The organism is Brevibacterium sp. LAARM3_SD1 (genome assembly GCF_057364765.1).
This window is the reverse complement of the sequence record NZ_JBNFOL010000024.1, coordinates 45,856-62,570: the sequence shown is the minus strand read 5'-3', so window position 1 is coordinate 62,570 and position 16,715 is coordinate 45,856. Positions and strand designations below refer to the sequence as shown.

At 63.9% G+C, this 16,715-nt stretch carries 19 protein-coding genes, 2 tRNA genes, 1 other RNA gene and 1 pseudogene; 11 read left to right on the top strand and 12 right to left on the bottom strand.

Features of this window, described 5'->3' with window-relative positions; all coding sequences use genetic code 11:
* Positions 1 to 177: 177 nt before the first annotated feature.
* On the bottom strand, positions 178 to 903 hold the full coding sequence (locus AC2W7L_RS13420) for a FadR/GntR family transcriptional regulator (RefSeq protein WP_167196071.1): 726 nt from the start codon (positions 901 to 903) through the stop codon (positions 178 to 180).
* A gap of 125 nt (positions 904 to 1,028) precedes the next feature.
* Here AC2W7L_RS13420 and map point away from each other — a divergent pair, with 125 nt between their 5' ends.
* Entirely contained in the window at positions 1,029 to 1,934 is a 906-nt protein-coding gene (map, locus tag AC2W7L_RS13415; RefSeq protein ID WP_486004849.1) for a type I methionyl aminopeptidase, read from the top strand.
* 4 nt (positions 1,935 to 1,938) lie between these two features.
* Complete coding sequence (ppgK, locus tag AC2W7L_RS13410) at positions 1,939 to 2,772, top strand: polyphosphate--glucose phosphotransferase (protein ID WP_486004848.1); 834 nt, start codon at positions 1,939 to 1,941, stop codon at positions 2,770 to 2,772.
* 80 nt (positions 2,773 to 2,852) lie between these two features.
* Here the strand turns inward: ppgK and rnpB are convergent.
* Positions 2,853 to 3,221: RNase P RNA component class A (gene rnpB, locus AC2W7L_RS13405), an RNA gene on the bottom strand.
* Between the two features lie 140 nt (positions 3,222 to 3,361).
* Between rnpB and AC2W7L_RS13400 the strand changes: the two genes are divergently transcribed.
* Positions 3,362 to 4,138 (top strand): YaaA family protein, encoded by a 777-nt coding sequence (locus AC2W7L_RS13400; protein ID WP_486004847.1) that lies wholly within the window; start codon positions 3,362 to 3,364, stop codon positions 4,136 to 4,138.
* Positions 4,139 to 4,177: 39 nt separating this feature from the next.
* On the opposite strand, the gene AC2W7L_RS13395 is transcribed toward AC2W7L_RS13400, so the two are convergent.
* Together AC2W7L_RS13395 and AC2W7L_RS13390 are read right to left on the bottom strand one after the other, a co-directional pair.
* A complete protein-coding gene (locus tag AC2W7L_RS13395; protein WP_486004846.1) occupies positions 4,178 to 4,906 on the bottom strand; it encodes a zinc ribbon domain-containing protein in 729 nt (242 codons plus the stop codon).
* A gap of 14 nt (positions 4,907 to 4,920) precedes the next feature.
* Complete coding sequence (locus tag AC2W7L_RS13390) at positions 4,921 to 5,775, bottom strand: Nif3-like dinuclear metal center hexameric protein (RefSeq protein ID WP_486004845.1); 855 nt, start codon at positions 5,773 to 5,775, stop codon at positions 4,921 to 4,923.
* Between the two features lie 128 nt (positions 5,776 to 5,903).
* Here AC2W7L_RS13390 and AC2W7L_RS13385 point away from each other — a divergent pair, with 128 nt between their 5' ends.
* Positions 5,904 to 7,445, top strand: coding sequence for a fatty acyl-CoA synthetase (locus tag AC2W7L_RS13385; RefSeq protein WP_486004844.1), 1,542 nt, complete (start codon positions 5,904 to 5,906; stop codon positions 7,443 to 7,445).
* A gap of 11 nt (positions 7,446 to 7,456) precedes the next feature.
* Here the strand turns inward: AC2W7L_RS13385 and bioB are convergent, their stop codons facing one another.
* Positions 7,457 to 8,362 (bottom strand): biotin synthase BioB, encoded by a 906-nt coding sequence (gene bioB / locus AC2W7L_RS13380; protein WP_486004852.1) that lies wholly within the window; start codon positions 8,360 to 8,362, stop codon positions 7,457 to 7,459.
* A gap of 220 nt (positions 8,363 to 8,582) precedes the next feature.
* On the opposite strand from bioB, the gene AC2W7L_RS13375 reads away from it, so the two are divergent.
* A complete protein-coding gene (locus AC2W7L_RS13375) occupies positions 8,583 to 9,989 on the top strand; it encodes a uracil-xanthine permease family protein (protein WP_486004843.1) in 1,407 nt (468 codons plus the stop codon).
* A gap of 121 nt (positions 9,990 to 10,110) precedes the next feature.
* Here the strand turns inward: AC2W7L_RS13375 and AC2W7L_RS13370 are convergent.
* Positions 10,111 to 10,187: transfer RNA gene (locus AC2W7L_RS13370), tRNA-Pro, on the bottom strand.
* A gap of 82 nt (positions 10,188 to 10,269) precedes the next feature.
* Between AC2W7L_RS13370 and AC2W7L_RS13365 the strand changes: the two genes are divergently transcribed.
* Entirely contained in the window at positions 10,270 to 10,767 is a 498-nt protein-coding gene (locus AC2W7L_RS13365; protein WP_101554024.1) for a TetR family transcriptional regulator, read from the top strand.
* A 94-nt stretch (positions 10,768 to 10,861) separates the two neighbouring features.
* Positions 10,862 to 10,935 (top strand) — tRNA-Val (locus AC2W7L_RS13360).
* A gap of 148 nt (positions 10,936 to 11,083) precedes the next feature.
* Here AC2W7L_RS13360 and AC2W7L_RS13355 read toward each other — a convergent pair.
* Positions 11,084 to 11,431: a cupin domain-containing protein gene (locus AC2W7L_RS13355; RefSeq protein WP_486004842.1), complete on the bottom strand. Its 348-nt coding sequence runs from the start codon at positions 11,429 to 11,431 to the stop codon at positions 11,084 to 11,086.
* Between the two features lie 123 nt (positions 11,432 to 11,554).
* On the opposite strand from AC2W7L_RS13355, the gene AC2W7L_RS13350 reads away from it, so the two are divergent.
* Positions 11,555 to 12,145: a DUF2249 domain-containing protein gene (locus tag AC2W7L_RS13350; protein ID WP_486004841.1), complete on the top strand. Its 591-nt coding sequence runs from the start codon at positions 11,555 to 11,557 to the stop codon at positions 12,143 to 12,145.
* 59 nt (positions 12,146 to 12,204) lie between these two features.
* On the opposite strand, the gene AC2W7L_RS13345 is transcribed toward AC2W7L_RS13350, so the two are convergent.
* Together AC2W7L_RS13345 and AC2W7L_RS13340 are read right to left on the bottom strand one after the other, a co-directional pair.
* On the bottom strand, positions 12,205 to 12,633 hold the full coding sequence (locus tag AC2W7L_RS13345) for a DUF1801 domain-containing protein (protein WP_486004840.1): 429 nt from the start codon (positions 12,631 to 12,633) through the stop codon (positions 12,205 to 12,207).
* A gap of 34 nt (positions 12,634 to 12,667) precedes the next feature.
* Positions 12,668 to 13,141: an Lrp/AsnC family transcriptional regulator gene (locus AC2W7L_RS13340; protein WP_101554022.1), complete on the bottom strand. Its 474-nt coding sequence runs from the start codon at positions 13,139 to 13,141 to the stop codon at positions 12,668 to 12,670.
* Positions 13,142 to 13,250: 109 nt separating this feature from the next.
* Between AC2W7L_RS13340 and AC2W7L_RS13335 the strand changes: the two are divergent.
* From AC2W7L_RS13335 to AC2W7L_RS13325, 3 genes and pseudogenes are all read left to right on the top strand, one after another.
* A pseudogene (locus AC2W7L_RS13335) lies at positions 13,251 to 14,430 on the top strand (trans-sulfuration enzyme family protein).
* Positions 14,431 to 14,522: 92 nt separating this feature from the next.
* Positions 14,523 to 14,843: a MerR family transcriptional regulator gene (locus tag AC2W7L_RS13330; RefSeq protein WP_486004839.1), complete on the top strand. Its 321-nt coding sequence runs from the start codon at positions 14,523 to 14,525 to the stop codon at positions 14,841 to 14,843.
* A gap of 17 nt (positions 14,844 to 14,860) precedes the next feature.
* On the top strand, positions 14,861 to 15,283 hold the full coding sequence (locus AC2W7L_RS13325) for a TipAS antibiotic-recognition domain-containing protein (RefSeq protein WP_486004838.1): 423 nt from the start codon (positions 14,861 to 14,863) through the stop codon (positions 15,281 to 15,283).
* A 26-nt stretch (positions 15,284 to 15,309) separates the two neighbouring features.
* Here the strand turns inward: AC2W7L_RS13325 and AC2W7L_RS13320 are convergent, their stop codons facing one another.
* The 3 genes from AC2W7L_RS13320 to AC2W7L_RS13310 form a co-directional block, all read right to left on the bottom strand.
* Positions 15,310 to 15,714, bottom strand: a complete 405-nt coding sequence (locus tag AC2W7L_RS13320; protein ID WP_167196034.1) for an HIT family protein — start codon at positions 15,712 to 15,714, stop codon at positions 15,310 to 15,312.
* A gap of 64 nt (positions 15,715 to 15,778) precedes the next feature.
* Complete coding sequence (locus AC2W7L_RS13315; RefSeq protein ID WP_486004837.1) at positions 15,779 to 16,246, bottom strand: redoxin domain-containing protein; 468 nt, start codon at positions 16,244 to 16,246, stop codon at positions 15,779 to 15,781.
* Positions 16,243 to 16,686, bottom strand: coding sequence for a DUF3052 domain-containing protein (locus AC2W7L_RS13310; RefSeq protein WP_025780561.1), 444 nt, complete (start codon positions 16,684 to 16,686; stop codon positions 16,243 to 16,245). The genes AC2W7L_RS13315 and AC2W7L_RS13310 overlap by 4 nt, the downstream gene beginning before the upstream one ends.
* Positions 16,687 to 16,715 lie beyond the last annotated feature (29 nt).

Genomic DNA, 16,715 nt, shown 5'->3' with positions numbered 1-16,715 from the left:
CGCGGCGTTTGGCTAGTGAGAGGGCTTCAGGCATGGCCCGAAGTGTGTCAACAACGTATTGAGACATACTGTCAGCAACGTAATGAGTCAGGTTGTCAGCAACGTAATGAGACAACACAGCTCAGCAACCTCGCGCGAGGTATCTGGGCCGCCGTCAGGTAGTAATAAGGGAAGGTGTCAGGGGCGGGGGACGATGGTCGTGTACCTGAAGTGCTCCTCGCACAGTCGGCCGGCCTCTGCGGCGTCGCCGGCGGCGATCGCTTCGACGATCGCGGCGTGGTCGTCGACGGCATGGTCGAAGAGCTCAGCGGAGAACGGGTCGTGACGGAAACCGGCGTTGATCTTCGTATCGAGGTCGATGGCCATGCGCACGAGCTCCGGGTTGTGCCCGGCACGGGCGATGGCGAAATGGAACTGCGCATCCGCGGTGCGGGCGGCGGCCGCCTCGGCGCGCTGGGAATAGACTTCGGCCAGCTCCCGGAGCTCGCTCAGCTCATCCTCGGTGCGTCTGCGCGCCGCGGTCGCGGCCAGGGAATTCTGGAAGACGGCACGGGCATCGAGGAGGTTGCGTCGTTCGGCGTGGAATTCGTCGATTCGGCCGGCCATGGGCGCCAGCGCCTCGGGGCGGGCGGTCTTGACGAACGTCCCTCCCCCACGGCCGCGACGGCGTTCTACGACACCGAGGCGCTCGAGCCGCAGCAGGGCTGCCCGCACGCTCGAGCGGGACACCTGCAGATCCGCGGCCAAGGTGCGTTCTCCCGGCAGCAGGGTGCCTTCGGGCAGCGCTCCTACAGCGATTCCGGAGAGGATGTGATCGGCGATCTGCTGCGGTGCGCTCGTCAGGCTCACCACTTCGCCCAGGCCGGCGAACTCGTGGCCCGCCGATGTCGTGTCGTCGCTCAATCTGCCTCCCGTTCCCTTGACACGGCTGGTACCGATTCTAGACTCCATTCGGCCCTCGCTGCGGCACCGACAGGCGCGCAGGCGGCGGGACAAAGCCGCGTTTCCAGCATAGGATCGACACCATCATGACTGTTCACACTCGCCTGCTCACGCCCGGCACCATCTCGCCCGAACGCGGTGTGCCGAAGGACATCCCCCGCCCCGAGTACGTCGGCCGCGCCGACGCCGATGAGGGCCGCGGAAACAATTTCTACAGCGCCGAGGAGGTCGAGACGGTCCGTGCGGCCGGTCGGATCGCGGCCAACGCCCTGGCCGCCGTCGGCGAGATGATCGTCCCGGGCATCACGACCGATGACATCGACAAGGTGGCGCATGAGTTCATGTGCGATCACGGAGCCTACCCGTCGACGTTGAGCTACCGCGGGTTCCCGAAATCCGTGTGCACCTCCGTCAACGAGGTGATCTGCCACGGCATCCCCGATTCGACCGTCATCGAAGACGGCGACATCGTCAACGTCGATATCACCGCCTACTACCAGGGCATGCACGGGGACACGAACTACACGTTCACCGTCGGAGACGTCGACGAGGAGTCCCGCCTGCTCATCGAACGCACCTACGAGTCGATGATGCGCGGAATCAAAGCCGTCAAACCGGGCCGGCAGATCAACGTGATCGGACGAGTGATCGAGAAGTATGCGAAGCGCTTCGACTACGGTGTCGTGCGCGACTACAGCGGCCACGGGGTCGGACGTGAGTTCCACTCTGGCCTCATCATCCCGCACTACGACGCCGCTCCCGCCCACGCCGAGACGATGGAGCCGGGCATGATCTTCACGATCGAGCCGATGCTCAACCTCGGCACGATCGACTGGGACGTCTGGGACGATTCCTGGACCGTGGTGACGAAAGATCGCCGACGCTCCGCACAGTTCGAGCACACAATGGTGGTGACCGAGTCCGGTGCCGATATCCTGACCCTGCCCGATGCCGACACCGCGATCGCCGCGGGACCCGCACACGAGGAGTGATGAGATGAACGGCGAGACCTCCCCGCGCTTCGCGATCGGAATCGATATCGGCGGCACCGGAATCAAAGCGGCACTCGTCGACACGGCGACGGGCAAGCTGCCGTTCAAACGACTGCGCGAACTCACCCCGAAGCCGAGCACACCGGATGCCGTGGCCGCCACGATCGCCAACCTGCTGGATGCACTGAGCGAGCGCGCCGTCGAACTCGAACTCGTCAGCGACCGCGCTACCCTCGACTCCCTGCCTGTCGGCTGCGGCTTCCCCGGTGTCATCCGCGAAGGGCGTGTCGAGTACACGGCGAATCTCGATCAGAGCTGGATCGGTTCGCCCATCGCCGAGATCATCGGACAGGGCACGGGCCGCACCGTGTACTTCCTCAACGACGCTGATGCCGCCGGACTGGCGGAGATGGCCTTCGGCGCCGGTCGCAAGCACCGCAAGAAGACCGTTCTGCTGACGACGCTGGGCACGGGAATCGGAACCGCCCTGTTCACTCAGGGCCGGCTGGTCCCCTACACCGAACTCGGCCATATCGAGATGAACGGCGCCGATGCTGAGACGCAGGCCGCAGAATCGGTGAGAACCCGACTGGGACTGACCTATCCCGATTGGGCGGCTCGGCTGCAGCAGTACTATTCGCAGATCGAACTCCTCGTCGCCCCCGACATCATCATCGTCGGCGGCGGAGTCTCGAAGTCCCATGACGAGTTCCTGCCGCTGATCAAGACGCGAGCGAAGCTCAAGCCGGCGAAGCTGTACAACAACGCCGGAATCGTGGGAGCTGCGATGATCGCGCTCAACGACGGCAAAGCGAAGGTCCGACGCAGTCCGTCCTGACGCTGTGAAGAACCTCGTCGGGAATCGACGAAGGGGCAGCAGATGCCGCCGACGAAGGCACGCCGACGGAAGCTGAGAGTGAGGACAGGCCACCGATAAGCCGGGTTCTGTCGACGAGTCGGTCGCCCTTCTCGCCTGACGGTCATCTATCTGGGACCGATGTTGCCACCGGCCTCAAGCAATCCACCCGACGACTCGGCGAGCAGCCTCGAACGTCGTCTGTCTGATCTTGCTCCGGATGGGGTTTACCCAGCGGCGACGGTCACCCGCCGCCCTGGTGGTCTCTTACACCACCGTTTCACCCTTACCCAGTCGGAACTGGGCGGTCTGCTTTCTGTTGCACTGGCCCGCGGGTCGCCCCGGGTGGGTGTTACCCACCATCCCTGCTCTGTGGAGCCCGGACGTTCCTCAGCCCTCGCAATGAGAGCCGCGACCGTCTGGTGACCTGTCCTCAAGCATCCCAGTGTAGTCGCTCGACCACTCCCCCATGCACGCAGATCCCGGGTGCCCTGGGTCCCGGGGATGAACGTGATCGATTTCATCTGCCCCCGGTCCCGGCCGGGTCAGTTCCGGATCATACGATGGGGTGGTGAAGATCCTGCTGCCGCCCTCCGAGGGCAAGACTCCGTCGTCATCCGGCCCCACGCTCGACCTCGACAGTCTCTCGGCTCCGAAACTCACCACGAAGCGCAGACGTGTCCTGGCCGCCCTCAAAAAGGTGTCGAAGCGTCGGGATGCCCTCGAACAGCTCGGAGTCGGGGCGTCACTCACCGAGGATGTCGAACGCAACACGGTGCTCGATGAGATCCCCTGCGCTCCGGCTCTGCTCACCTATTCCGGCGTCCTCTACGAGGCGATGGGCGCTAGAGTTCTTGTGGCGCAGTCGGATGATGACGCGCAGCTGCGCGATCGCCTCCACGATGTTCACATCTTCTCCGCCCTATTCGGCCGGGTGCACGGGCTCGATGACATCCCCGCCTACCGGTTGGCGATGAAGACCGATCTGGGGACCCTGGGAAAGCTGACCTCCTATTGGAAGCCGATCCTGGCGAAGTCCTGTTCACTTGATCCCGCCGAGGTGGCCCTCGACTGCCGTTCGAGCGACTACCGGTCCGTGTGGCCGGGTCCCACCGATCAGGTCGTGACCATGGGCGCGGTGTCCGTCAGCAGTGGGAAGCGGCGAGTCGTGTCCCACTGGGCGAAGTTCTACCGAGGCGAGTTCGCCGGTCGACTGCTCTCCGATGACCGTGCTCTGCCGGAGACCGTGGAGGAGCTGGCAGCTCGTGCCGAAGAGTTCTACGAGGTCGAATTCGCCGGAGCGACGAAGTCGAAGCCGGCAAACCTCATGATCGTCCTCCGGGACTGACCCGCGTCCGACGGGGTCGACGGGTCTCCTCAGCGGGGCTCAGCTGCGACGCAGCAGCACCGCTTCGCATTCCTCGCACTCATAGGTTTCGTTGACATCGGCGCCGAGCATTCCGTGCCAGACTGCGCCGCCGATCTCCTGACCGCAGGCCTGACAGTTCGGTCCGTTGAGGAGTGCAGCTCCGGGACCTCCTTGCCGAACGTTGGCATCGAATGTCGTGAGCAGCTGCTGCGGCATTTCGCTTCTCGGGCCTTCAGCCGCGGATTCGTTCTCGGCGATGAGCTCCTGCAGCTCCGCCTTCCGATCTTTCACTGCGGTCTGCACCTCTTTGCCGGAGGATGTGACTTCGGCGATTCGGTCATCGACGGCGCCGAGGTCGTCCTCGGCGGCTTCGAGCTTCTCCATCTCCTCCAGCTGCGATTCTTCGAGTTCGGAGACCCGAGCTTCGTGACCGGCGATCTCCTCCTGCAGATTCACCATGTCTCTGCTCGTCAGGCCGGTTCCGTCGTTGAGCTCGGCGGTCTTCTTCTCGATCTTCGACCGCTGCGCCTCGATGAGACTGGTGGCTTCGGATATTGCCTGCTGGTGGCCGTCGACGACGGCAGCGGCAGCGGTGCGCTTCTCACCGAGTTCCTTGTGGCGGGCGACGAGCTCCCGCAGCTCTTCCGCTCGCTTCGGATTGTCATGTTCGAACCGCAGTGCGCGCCCGTTGGCAGTGAGTTCGATGAGAGTCTGCAGCGCTGTTCTCTGGCTGTCCGTGATGAGCATCGTCGGTCTCCTTGTCAGTATCGTTCGACCCAGGGGTCGGTGTTGACCGCCGAGTGCTGCAGCGAGACGGTGAATCCGCGCCGGGCGAATTCCGTCTCGAGCGCTTCGGCCGCTGCATTGAGCCAGACCGTCTCCGACGCCCAGTGGGAGACGTCGATGAGCGAGAGCCCGCTTTCCCGGCGATTCGCCGTGTCGAGCACCTCGGTGGCCGGGTGGTGACGCAGGTCGGCGGTCACATAGACGTCGGCGCCGCTGGCCCGGACCTCGTCGAACAGTGAGTCGCCGGCGCCGCCGCAGACCGCCACGCGAGTGACCGTCGCTGCGGGGTCACCGGCGATGCGCACACCGGTCGTGGTGCGCGGCAGCTGTGACGACAGCCGTCTGGCGAGGTCGCGGACGGGGGTGGGTTCGTCGAGATCGCCGACGCGACCGATTCCCGTCGGCAGCGAATCGATGCCCGACTCGGCGGGGGTGCTGTGAGCGGCGAGGGGCTGCGCGTCCTTGATGCCCAGGAATGAGATGAGCACATCGGAGACTCCGCCTCGGGCCGAATCAGCGTTCGTATGCGCATTGAACAGCGCAATATCGTTGCTGATGAGGGTGTGCACGGCGCCGCCCTTCAGCGTGGCGGTGTTCACCGACTTCACCGGTTTGAGCATGAGCGGATGATGGTTGAACACGAGGTCCGCGCCGAGGACGACGGCCTCGGCGATCACGGCGTCCATCGGATCGAGAGCCAGGAGGATCGATCGGACCTCGCTGTCCGGGTCACCCACGGCCAATCCCACGGAATCCCACGACTCGGCCAAGGCCGGTGGCCACAGGGAGTCGAAGACCTCAACGCAGTCACTCACCCTCGGATGTCTCATGCCTCCACACTATTACATCGGGACCGGGGAACATGGCCTGGCCAGTGGTCCCTGGAATCAGACGGAACACGATGAAGAGATCGGCGGACGATTTTCGAGGAACGTGATCTGGCTCATATATTTGGATCATGACAACTACACACGACTCCTCCGAATCCCCCGCCATCGGAAATTCGTCCACGGTCTCCGACCTCATCCGTCGCAGCGCCGGCCGATTCACCACCGATACGGCCATCGAATTCGCCGACCGGACCTGGTCCTATGCAGAACTCGACTCTGCCGTGACAGCGGTGGCCCGAAAACTCGTCCGCCTGGGTGTGACGAAAGGCGACCGGGTCGCCGCCTACGGAAAGAACTCGGACCTCTTCGTCCTCCTCTACCTCGGCTGCGCGCGGGCCGGGTTCATCCATGTGCCGGTCAACTATCAGCTGAAGAACGACGAGCTCGACTACATTCTCAGCAATTCCGGTGCGAAGATCGTCTTCGCCGATGCCGACCTCATGTCCGCTGTCACCGAGACTCCGGCCGGTGCGGCCGCGCAGGTGTTCGACTTCGCCGACCTCGTTCCGGTCGCCACCTCGGATTCGATCGCACCGGCAGGCACCGCAGAGTTCTCCGTCTCTGATACGGACGTAGCGCAGCTCCTCTACACTTCCGGCACCACCTCGGCGCCCAAGGGAGCTGTGATGACTCATCGTGCTCTTATCCACGAGTACCTGTCGTCGCTGATGTCGCTCGACTTCGCAGCCACGGATCGTGCCGTCCATGCCTTACCGCTCTATCACTCGGCGCAGATGCACGTCTTCCTGCTTCCGCTGCTGTCGATCGGCGCGCACAACATCATCGTCCCCGCCCCTGTTCCCGATCAGCTGCTGGCGCTGTTCGAAGAACGCGAGATCAATTCGTTCTTCGCAGCCCCCACCGTCTGGGTGGCTCTGGCCAACAGCCCCGACCTCGACACCCGCAACCTCGACAGCCTCCGCAAGGCCTACTACGGAGCTTCGATCATGCCGGGACCGATTCTCGAGCGTCTGCGCCAGCGGCTCCCGCAGCTCGGTTTCTATAACTGCTTCGGCCAGTCGGAGCTCGGCCCTCTGTGCGCAGTCCTGCGTCCCGAGGAGCACGATGGCCACCCGGGTTCGGCCGGACGGCCGGTCATGTTCGTCGAGGCCCGAGTCGTCGACGCCGGCGGCGTCGATGTCGGTCCCGGAGAGGAAGGCGAGATTCTCTACCGGTCGCCGCAGCTGTGCGAAGGCTATTGGAATCGTCCGGAAGCCACCGCTGAAGCCTTCGACAACGGCTGGTTCCATTCCGGCGACCTCGTCAAAGTGGACGAGGACGGCTTCATCGAAGTCGTCGACCGGGTCAAGGACGTCATCAACACCGGTGGTGTCCTGGTCGCCAGCCGTCAGGTCGAGGATGCGATCTTCGATCTGCCCCAGGTCGCCGAGGTGGCCGTGGTCGGCATTGCCGACGAGAAGTGGATCGAGGCGGTCGCCGCCTTCGTCGTCCTCAAGGAGGGCCAGCCTCCCTTGTCCGCCGAGGATGTCATCGTCCACGTCAAATCTCGTCTGGCGGGGTTCAAGGTGCCTAAGAAAGTGGAGTTCGTGGCCGAACTGCCGAAGAACTCGGCTGGGAAGATCCTCAAGCGCAGCCTGCGCCGGTCCTGAACGGAGAACTCTCAGGCATTGGCGGATGCGACGGTGCCTGCGCCGCGTCGGCGGATGACGGGATCGGTGTGGTCGGCCGCCTCGGCGGTGGTCTGAGCATCCGAACAGCAGGTACCGGCCGTCTTCTCTTCCTGGCCGAGGATGGTGATTCCGTTGTCGCGGATCATGGCGAGGTCATCGGCGGCGGCTTGACCTTCAGCGGTGAGATAGTCGCCGAGGAAGATCGAGTTCGCCAGGTGCAGGGCCATCGGCTGCAGCGACTTGAGGCGGATCTCTCGACCGCCGGCAAGTCGGATCTCACGGTCGGGGCAGACGAATCGTGCCGTCGCGACGATATTCATGCACTGCATGGGGGTGAGGTTCCACTGCCCCTCGAGCGGGGTGCCGTCGAAAGGGACGAGGAAGTTGATCGGGATTGATTCCGAGTCGAGAGCCTTGAGCGCAAAGAGCGCTTCGATGATCTGCTCGTCGCTTTCGCCGAGTCCGACGATGAGGCCGCTGCACGGTGAGAGTCCGGCGGTCTTGGCGAGTTCGACGGTGTTCGTCCGGTCCTCATAGGTGTGGGTCTTGACGATGTTGTCGTGGAAGGACTCGGCAGTGTTGATGTTGTGGCTGTAGGCGTCAGCTCCCGCTTCCTTGAGCGATTCGGCCTGCCCTTCCTTGAGGATGCCCAGGCATGCGCAGACTTCGACCTCCGGGTTCTCGCCCTTGAGGCGTCCGACGATCTGACCGACGCGGTCGACGTCCCGACGGCTGGGACCGCGACCGCTGGCGACGAGACAGACTCGCGAGGCTCCCCCGCCGACGCCCATGCTTGCCTGATCCATGGCCTCCTCGGTGCTCAACCACGAGTATTTGAGGATCTCCGCCTTCGATCCCAGCGACTGCGAGCAGTAGGTGCAGGTCTCCGGACACATACCCGATTTGAGATTGACGAGGTAGTTCAATCAGAACCGCGATTTTCTCCTCTGTATCGGACTCCGCATCGGAGTGGGAGAACACCCGAACCGAGCGCATAGGACAATCGCGGACTCGGCGAGATAGCGAGCGGGAGCATAGACTTCTGTCGCCGGCTCGGACCGCTGTCCGACGCTCGGACGACGGCCCGCAAACGGGAAGAACGGAACGAGGAGCACTATGGCGGATTCGGAACAGACGGACACTCACGACGGAACGGGCAGTCGTCGCGGCTGGCGTCTGCACGGAGACGGCCGCACGATCGCTCCCGGTGAGAAGGTTCTGCCCGAGGAGCGTCTGAGCTGGCCGCGGACCATCAGCATCGGCGCCCAACACGTCGTGGCGATGTTCGGCGCGACGTTCCTCGTTCCCCTGCTCACCGGATTCCCGCCGTCGACGACGCTGTTCTTCACCGCCATCGGCACGCTGCTCTTCCTGCTCATCACGAAGGGCATGATGCCCTCGTACCTCGGATCGTCTTTCGGGCTGCTCGCCCCGATCGGCGCCGTCACGGGATTCTCGGCGACAGCCGGAGAGGACCTCGAACCGCACGCCATGGCCTTGGCCCAAGGCGGAATCATCTCCGTGGGCGTCACCCTGGCACTTGTCGGTCTCGTCGTCCACTTCGTCGGCGTTCGCTGGATCGAGGTGACGATGCCGCCGGTGGTCACCGGTGCCATCGTCGCACTCATCGGCCTCAACCTGGCCCCCGCCGCCTGGGACTGGGTCAAGGCCGCTCCCCTGACGGCCGTGATCACGATCATCGCCATTCTACTCACCACGGTGCTCTTCCGCGGTATGCTCGGCCGGCTCTCGATCCTCATCGGCGTCCTGGTCGGTTATGGCGCGGCGTGGCTGCAGGGCGAACTCGACTTCTCCACCGTCACCGAAGCCGACTGGGTGGGTCTGCCCGCGTTCCATGCTCCGGCCTTCGACCTCGGTTACCTCGGCCTCTTCCTACCTGTCGTCCTCGTCCTCATCGCCGAGAACATCGGCCATGTGAAGTCGGTCGCCGCGATGACCGGCCGCGACCTCGACCACCTCACCGGCCGAACGCTCTTCGCTGACGGATTCTCCACCATCCTCGCCGGATCCGGCGGCGGTTCCGGTACGACGACCTATGCCGAGAACATCGGCGTCATGGCAGCCACACGCATCTTCTCCACCGCCGCCTACCTGTGCGCGGCGATCATCGCCCTCATCCTCAGCATGCTGCCGAAGTTCGGCGAAATCATCGCCACGATCCCACCCGGAGTCCTCGGCGGCGCGGCAACCGTGCTCTACGGAATGATCGGCATGCTCGGCGTGCGCATCTGGGTGGAGAACAAGGTCGACTTCTCCAACCCGATCAACCTCAACACCGCCGCGGTCTCACTCATCGTCGCCATCGCGAACTTCACCTGGACCCCGGGCGGACTGCAGTTCGAAGGCATCGCCCTGGGCACCGCCTCGGCGATCATCATCTACCAGGTGATGAAGGCGATCGCCCGGTGGCGGGGCACGGATCCCGATCTCCTCGCAGAGAACTTCGCCGAGGCGGCCCATCGATCCGATGCCGGCTCCCGGAAGCCAGGCTCACCCTCCTGACCGCGAGTCGTGAAGATGGGGGTGCGCTGCATTCGTGCAGTGCACCCCCATCGCGACGATAGCCGGCGGTGAATGCAGAAGTGCCGCATCCTCGCCTGAGCGATGATGCGGCACTTTCCCTTGGTCGGGATAGCGGGATTCGAACCCACGACCTCCTCGTCCCGAACGAGGCGCGCTACCAAGCTGCGCTATATCCCGTGACCAGGAACTACTATAGCGATGGGAACGCGATCTGAAAAATCGGGACCGGCCACTTTGGAAGAATGAAAGGTATGTCTCATTGGCACTGACCGCCGAAAGCATCACCACCACTGCCCTGACCATCCTTTCGCGTTACGGTCTCGGCGATCTGTCCATGCGCCGACTCGCCCGTGAACTCGACGTTCAGCCCTCTGCGCTGTACTGGCACGTCAAGGACAAGCAGTCTCTTCTCATCCTCATCTCGCGCAGCCTCAAGGCCGAAGTCGATACTCTCTGTCCCGCCACCGTCGATCCGCTCGCTGCCGCGATGTCACTTCGCGAGGTGCTGCTGAAATACCGTGACGGTGCCGAGATCGTGCTGCTCGGCTATTCGATCGCCCCAACGGATGTCACTCCGCAGGCGTTGACGACCGATCGGCTGGGAGCCGAACTCTCTCATGGAATCCTCACGCTCACTCTCGGTTCCGTGGCCGTCGAACAGAACCGCAGACTCTTCGACGTCGACCCCGCCGATGCAGCAGAGAACTTCGCAGCAAATGCGGCGCGGCTGCTGCGATCCTCCCGGTCACAGGTCTGATCATCACCGTGTACGCCGGCGCTCCCGTTTCGCTGCTCACCCTCGGGTATGGCATACTGATCAAGCGCTGTCGCAGTCGTCGACGACGCAGGTGGGGCCTATAGCTCAGTTGGCTAGAGCATCTCGTTTACACCGAGAGGGTCGGGGGTTCGAGTCCCTCTGGGCCCACCGTCAAGGCATCCCGTGAGCACGGGGTGCCTTTTCCATATTTCGCCCCGAATCTCGCCGAGGCGGGGCTGGCGCTGAATCGAAAACCGCCGAGGCGGGGTCGGAGTCGCAGACCGGCTCCGGAGTCGAATACCGGGACCGGAGTCGATCACCCCTTGTCGATCTCCGTACGGATCGTGAGCAGGAATGCCGCATCGGTCAGGGCTTCCACCGAGTGCTTCTGAGGGGGAATGGCGATGAGTTCTCCGGCGCTCAGTTCCCAGGTCTCATCGGCCGTCACCATCCGCACCTGACCTGTCACGACCTGCAACGTCGCTTCCGGTGGGGAATCATGTTCTGCGAGCTCGGCACCCGCTCGCAGCGTGAGCAGGGCCTGCCGAAGATAGGTTCCGGTGAACACGCCCTTAGCGGCCCGCCCGCTGCGTACCCCGCGAGCCTTCTCCAGGAGCTCTGCGCTGAGACGCTCCAGGTTCTGTGCCGACGCCTGTTCGGTCATCGTGAATTCCTTCCTCAGTGGTGTACAGCTCGGAGGCTTGCTTCCTTCCTCAGCGTAATCGCGATTTCCCACTGTGGTGATAGTTTCGATGCGGAATCATCGAAGCGACTGAGAGGTATTGCTGTGGCAGACGAACCCGTCATCGACGTCCGGAACATACCGAAGCCGGAGCGGCATCCGCTCATCATCAAGGCGTATGAGGAACTCGAGGTCGGCACAGGCCTGATCCTCGTCAACGATCACGTACCCGAAGGCCTGCGTGTGGAGATGGTCCGCGAGTTCGCCGGTGCGGTCGGTTGGGAGCCGTTGGAGAGCACAGAGGGTGAAGCTCGGGTGCGCATCGTCCGTCGCGCCGGCACACCGGCCCCTCGCGTCGTCCTCGACGTCACCGAACTCAGCGATACCGCCGAGGACTCCGGATCCGTCTGGCAGCTGCCGACGCAGCGGCGTGACCTAGACGCGAATGTCATTGCCCTGGCCCCCGGCGGGGAGATCCGAGAACATACCGGTCCGTCACTCGACGTCCTCATCCACGTCCTCGCCGGTGCAGGCATCCTTGAGACCGAAACGGGAACGATCGACCTGTCCCCCGGCCAGCTCGTGTGGCTGCCCCGTAAGTCCCGCCGCCGATTCCTCGCCGACGCCGAGGCGGGACTCCAGTACTTCTCTGTCCACCAGCGCAAACAGGGGCTGAGTATCACTGCCCGCAGCTGATCACGGACCCGTGATCAGCAAACCGGAGTCATCCATCGGCTTCCAACCGGTGCCTGTGATCAGTCGGCCGGTTCCGGATCGTCGGGACGGGCCGCGGCGATGGCAATGAGTCGGCGCAGCACCGCCTCGTCGATGTTCTCCAAACGACGCACATAGACGCAGCCGGCACCCTCTGTGTACTTCCCGAGTTCCGGGAGCAGCTTCGCCGCCTCGGGCAGGTCCTTGAGTCCGTACAGCGAGAGTTGACTTTTGCGAGGGGAGAACCCTGTCGCGGGCCACTCGCCGTGGTTGCGCGGGTTCACCGGGGATCGATAGTGATAGCGGCCGTAGCCGACGATCGAGGGACCCCACATCACGGGTTCTTCGCCGGTGACCTCACGGAAGATCGAGTCGAGGGCGAGTCCGTCCTCGCGGCGCTTCTCGGGAGTCACCGAATCGAGGTAGACGGCGACATCGGCGTCGGTCGGCTGGGTCTTGTTCTCTGCCATGAGGACAGTATGGCAGTTCAGGGCACCTCTGGGATCATTCCTCGGGGATCCAAGCGGAGCCGTCTTCGACACGATAGATGAGGTTCGTGCGTGTATGGGCCACGGCAGGATACCGAGTGAGATAGTCGAGGACGAAGGACTGTACGGCCGCGGTGTCTGTGGCGACGATGTGGAGCAGGTAGTCGTCGGCGCCGGCCATATGGTACATCCGCACCACCCCCGGGAACTTCGGCGCGGCCGCAGTGAACGCGTCGATCTCGGTCCGATCATGCTTGGCCAACCGAATCGAAATGAGCGCCTGCAGGCCGACTCCCAACGCCGTCGGATCGACGTCGATATGGAAGCCGCGGATGACACCGAGCGATCTCAGTCGTTTGAGACGCAGGGACACCGTCGATTCCGAGATGCCGACGGCCGCGGCCAGAACCGCGCCCGATGCGCGTGCATCGGCATTGAGCTCCTGCAGGAGGCGAAGATCGGTGCCATCGAGTGAGACATTCTGCGACATGAGTCACAGTCTCCCATACCTCATCGCAGATTCTCCTGGAGAGCATCGAATACCTGCAGGTCATTGCACATTCGTTGCGTACATCGGGAGAACTGGATTGAATACGCTTATGACATCTATGCACCCTGAGACCCGAATGGTCCACGGCGGGATGGACGGTCTCGCAGACGAAGGCGTCCACGTTCCCGCAATCGACCTCTCCACCACCAACCCGGTCAACGATGTCCGCACGGGAGGAGATTCCTATGAGAGCCTCGCTGGAGGCCATGCTCTGAAAGAGGGGGACTCTCCTGTCTACCAGCGGCTCTGGCAGCCCGGTGTGGCACGCTTCGAGTCCGCGCTCGCCGAACTGGAGAACGCCGAATCCGCCGTCGCCTTCGCCACTGGAATGGCAGCCATGACCGCTGCGCTCCTCGCCGCGGTCGAGGCTGGCACTCCTCATATCGTCGCCGTTCGCCCACTCTACGGAGGAAGCGATCACCTGCTCGAGTCAGGACTGCTCGGCACCTCGGTGACCTGGGCGAAAGAAGATGAGATCGCCTCGGCGATCCGAGAGGACACCGGCCTCGTCATCATCGAGACTCCAGCCAACCCGAGCCTCGACCTCGTGGACATCGGCGCCGTCGTCGCAGCGGCAGGAGACGTGCCGGTACTGGTCGACAATACCTTCTGCACCCCAGTGCTCCAGCGTCCGCTCGACCATGGGGCAGCTCTCGTGCTGCACAGTGCCACGAAGTACCTCGGCGGTCATGGCGACGCGATGGGCGGGATCATCGCGACGAACAGCGACTGGACGATGCGTCTGCGTCGGGTCCGCGCCATCACCGGAGGGTTGCTGCACCCGATGGGCGCCTATCTCCTGCACCGCGGACTGCGCACGCTGGCAGTGCGGATGCGCGCCGCCCAGGACACCGCAGGCGAACTCGCCCGGCGCCTCCAGACACGCCCCGAGATCGCCCGCGTCCACTACCCCGGTCTCGCCGACTCCGATCCGCGCGGGCTCGTCGGTTCGCAGATGCACGGCGGCGGCGCGATGATCGCCATCGAACTCGCCGGAGGGTTCGAAGCGGCCAGGACCTTCGTCGAACACTGCGATCTCATCGTGCACGCGGTCTCCCTCGGCGGTGCCGATACGCTCATCCAGCACCCGGCCTCGCTCACGCATCGGCCCGTGGCGGCCACCGCGAAACCCGGTGACGGCCTCGTCCGCCTGTCGGTCGCTCGAACATGTCGACGACCTCGCCCGAGACCTGCTCATAGCACTCGACGCCATTCGCGACGCTGCCTGAGTCGGCGTTCCGAGACAGGGTCAGAACTTTCTCCTCGTGTCGATCAATCCGGCCTTGACCTTGACGTTGCGTCAACTTCTAAGCTGTCAAACATGGACTGGTCCATTCAGGAAATCGCGCGGCTGACGGGAACGACGAGCCGAACTCTGCGTCATTACGACGCCATCGGTCTGCTGCCGCCGACCTCGATCGCCGCCAACGGCTACCGCTGCTATGACGAAGCGGCACTGGTGCGACTCCAGCGCATCATGCTGCTCAAGGAGCTGGGTCTGTCATTGACGACGATCGCCGAGGTGCTCGATCGGAGCGACGATCCGGTCGAAGCGCTGTCACAGCATCTGGTCTCGCTCGGACGCGAGAGAGACGGCTCGACCGACAGCTCGCCGCCGTCACCGCGACCATCACACGATTGAAAGCAGGTGAGCCGCTCATGGCTGAAGAGATGTTCGATGGCTTCGACCATCGCCAACACGAAGAGGAAGTGACCAGGCGCTGGGGTGCCGACGCCTACCGGCGGGGAGACCAATGGTGGTCCAGGCAGTCCCCCGAGGAGAAACGGGAGTGGAAGGCCCGCGTCGGCTCTCTGTCCGAGGACTGGATCGCCGCCGCCGAGGATGGGGCACGGCCCGAATCGGACCGCTGCCAGGAACTCGCCGAACGCCATATCGAGTGGCTGCGAGCGGTTCCGGGCACCCCAGCGAATGATCCCGAGGGAAACCTCGCGGGCTACGTACGCGGTCTCGGCCAGATGTACGTCGACGACCCTCGATTCGGTGCCAACTACGGCGGAGCCGTCGGCGCCGAGCTCGTGAGAGACTCGCTCGACCGCTGGCTCGAGGCCCACGGTCTCTGACCCGGCCGAATCCGGCGCCGACTGGCTCAGGACAGTTCGGAGAGCGCCTGTCGGATCTTCTCGGCAGGCGCCTCCAGCTGTTCCGGAGTCTGCATCGGAGCACGGTCAGAGATGTCGAAGTCATCCATCGACGTCGTCGGCAGGACGTGGATGTGCAGGTGCGGAACCTCGTAGCCGACGATGAGGAGGCCGATGCGGTCGCAGTCGAATGCTCGCTTCTGTGCTTCGCCGATCGATTTCGCCACCGCGGTGAGATGAGCGAGAAGGTCCGCATCGGCGTCGATCCAATGGGAGATCTCCTCACGGGGAACGACCATCACATGGCCTTCGGTCATTGGAGCGACATCGAGGAATGCGACGCATTTGTCATCCTGATAGACGAAGGTGCCGGGGACCTCTCCATTGATGATCTTCGTGAACAGCGTGGCCATGAGGTGTCCTCCTCAGCAGTCTCCGAAGGTGCCGACGATCGGCACTTCGGTGGTGGGTCGTTTGTCAGAGGCTGGACAGCGCTGCAGCGAAATCCTCGGAGAAGTCCCGAGTCTCTGTGCGGGCGACCTGCCTGCCTCTCACGATCGTACCCGCAGATGAGATGACGAAGACCCCTCGTTCGGCGACTCCGTGGATCTCATCGAAGACCCCGAAGGCACGTGCGGCTCCACCGTGGGGCCAGAAGTCCGAGGCCAGAGTGACGTCGGCGCTCGCCTGCGCCGCCCACGCCGCCAAGGTGTACTTGGAGTCCGTGGACACCACGATGACGTCGACCGCATGCGAGCCCTGCCGCATCCGCTCCTGCCACCCGTCGAGGGCGGCGAGTTCGTCTCCGCAGATCGGAGAGAAGGCGAACGGAACGAATGCGAGCACGCGGGCAGTGTGCGGGGCAGCCTCGGTGAGGGTGATGACCGATCCGAGATGATCGGGAAGGGTGAGATCCGGGGCCCGGTCACCGGGCCGCAGGATCATGAATAGTTCTTCTTGCCCACGAGCCGAAATCCGGCCCAGTCATCGGCGGCACTGACCGTGGAGGTCACGTGCATTCCGGCGGTGGGAGCCGCTTCGGAGATGTCTGCGGGACTGATGTGTCCCGGGCGGTTCGCCTTCGGGCTGAGCAGCCACACGACTCCGCCCTCCTTCAACGTGGTCTGGGCGTCGACGAGGCCGTCGATGAGGTCATCGTCGTCGGACCGCCACCACATGAGGATCACGTCGTAGACATCATCCTCTTCGCCGTCGGCGATCTTGTCTCCGATGATGTTCTCGATCGCCTCGCAGAGTGCCTGATCGACGTCATCGTCATAACCGACCTCTTGCACATAGTCGCCCTTGTTCAAGCCGAGGTTGTGTCCCAGCTCGTTTGCGAGGGTCGAAGTGGAGGATGTCCTTTCAGAAGCGGAGTTGCTCATGCCTGTATTGTTCCGCCAACAGTGGCCAA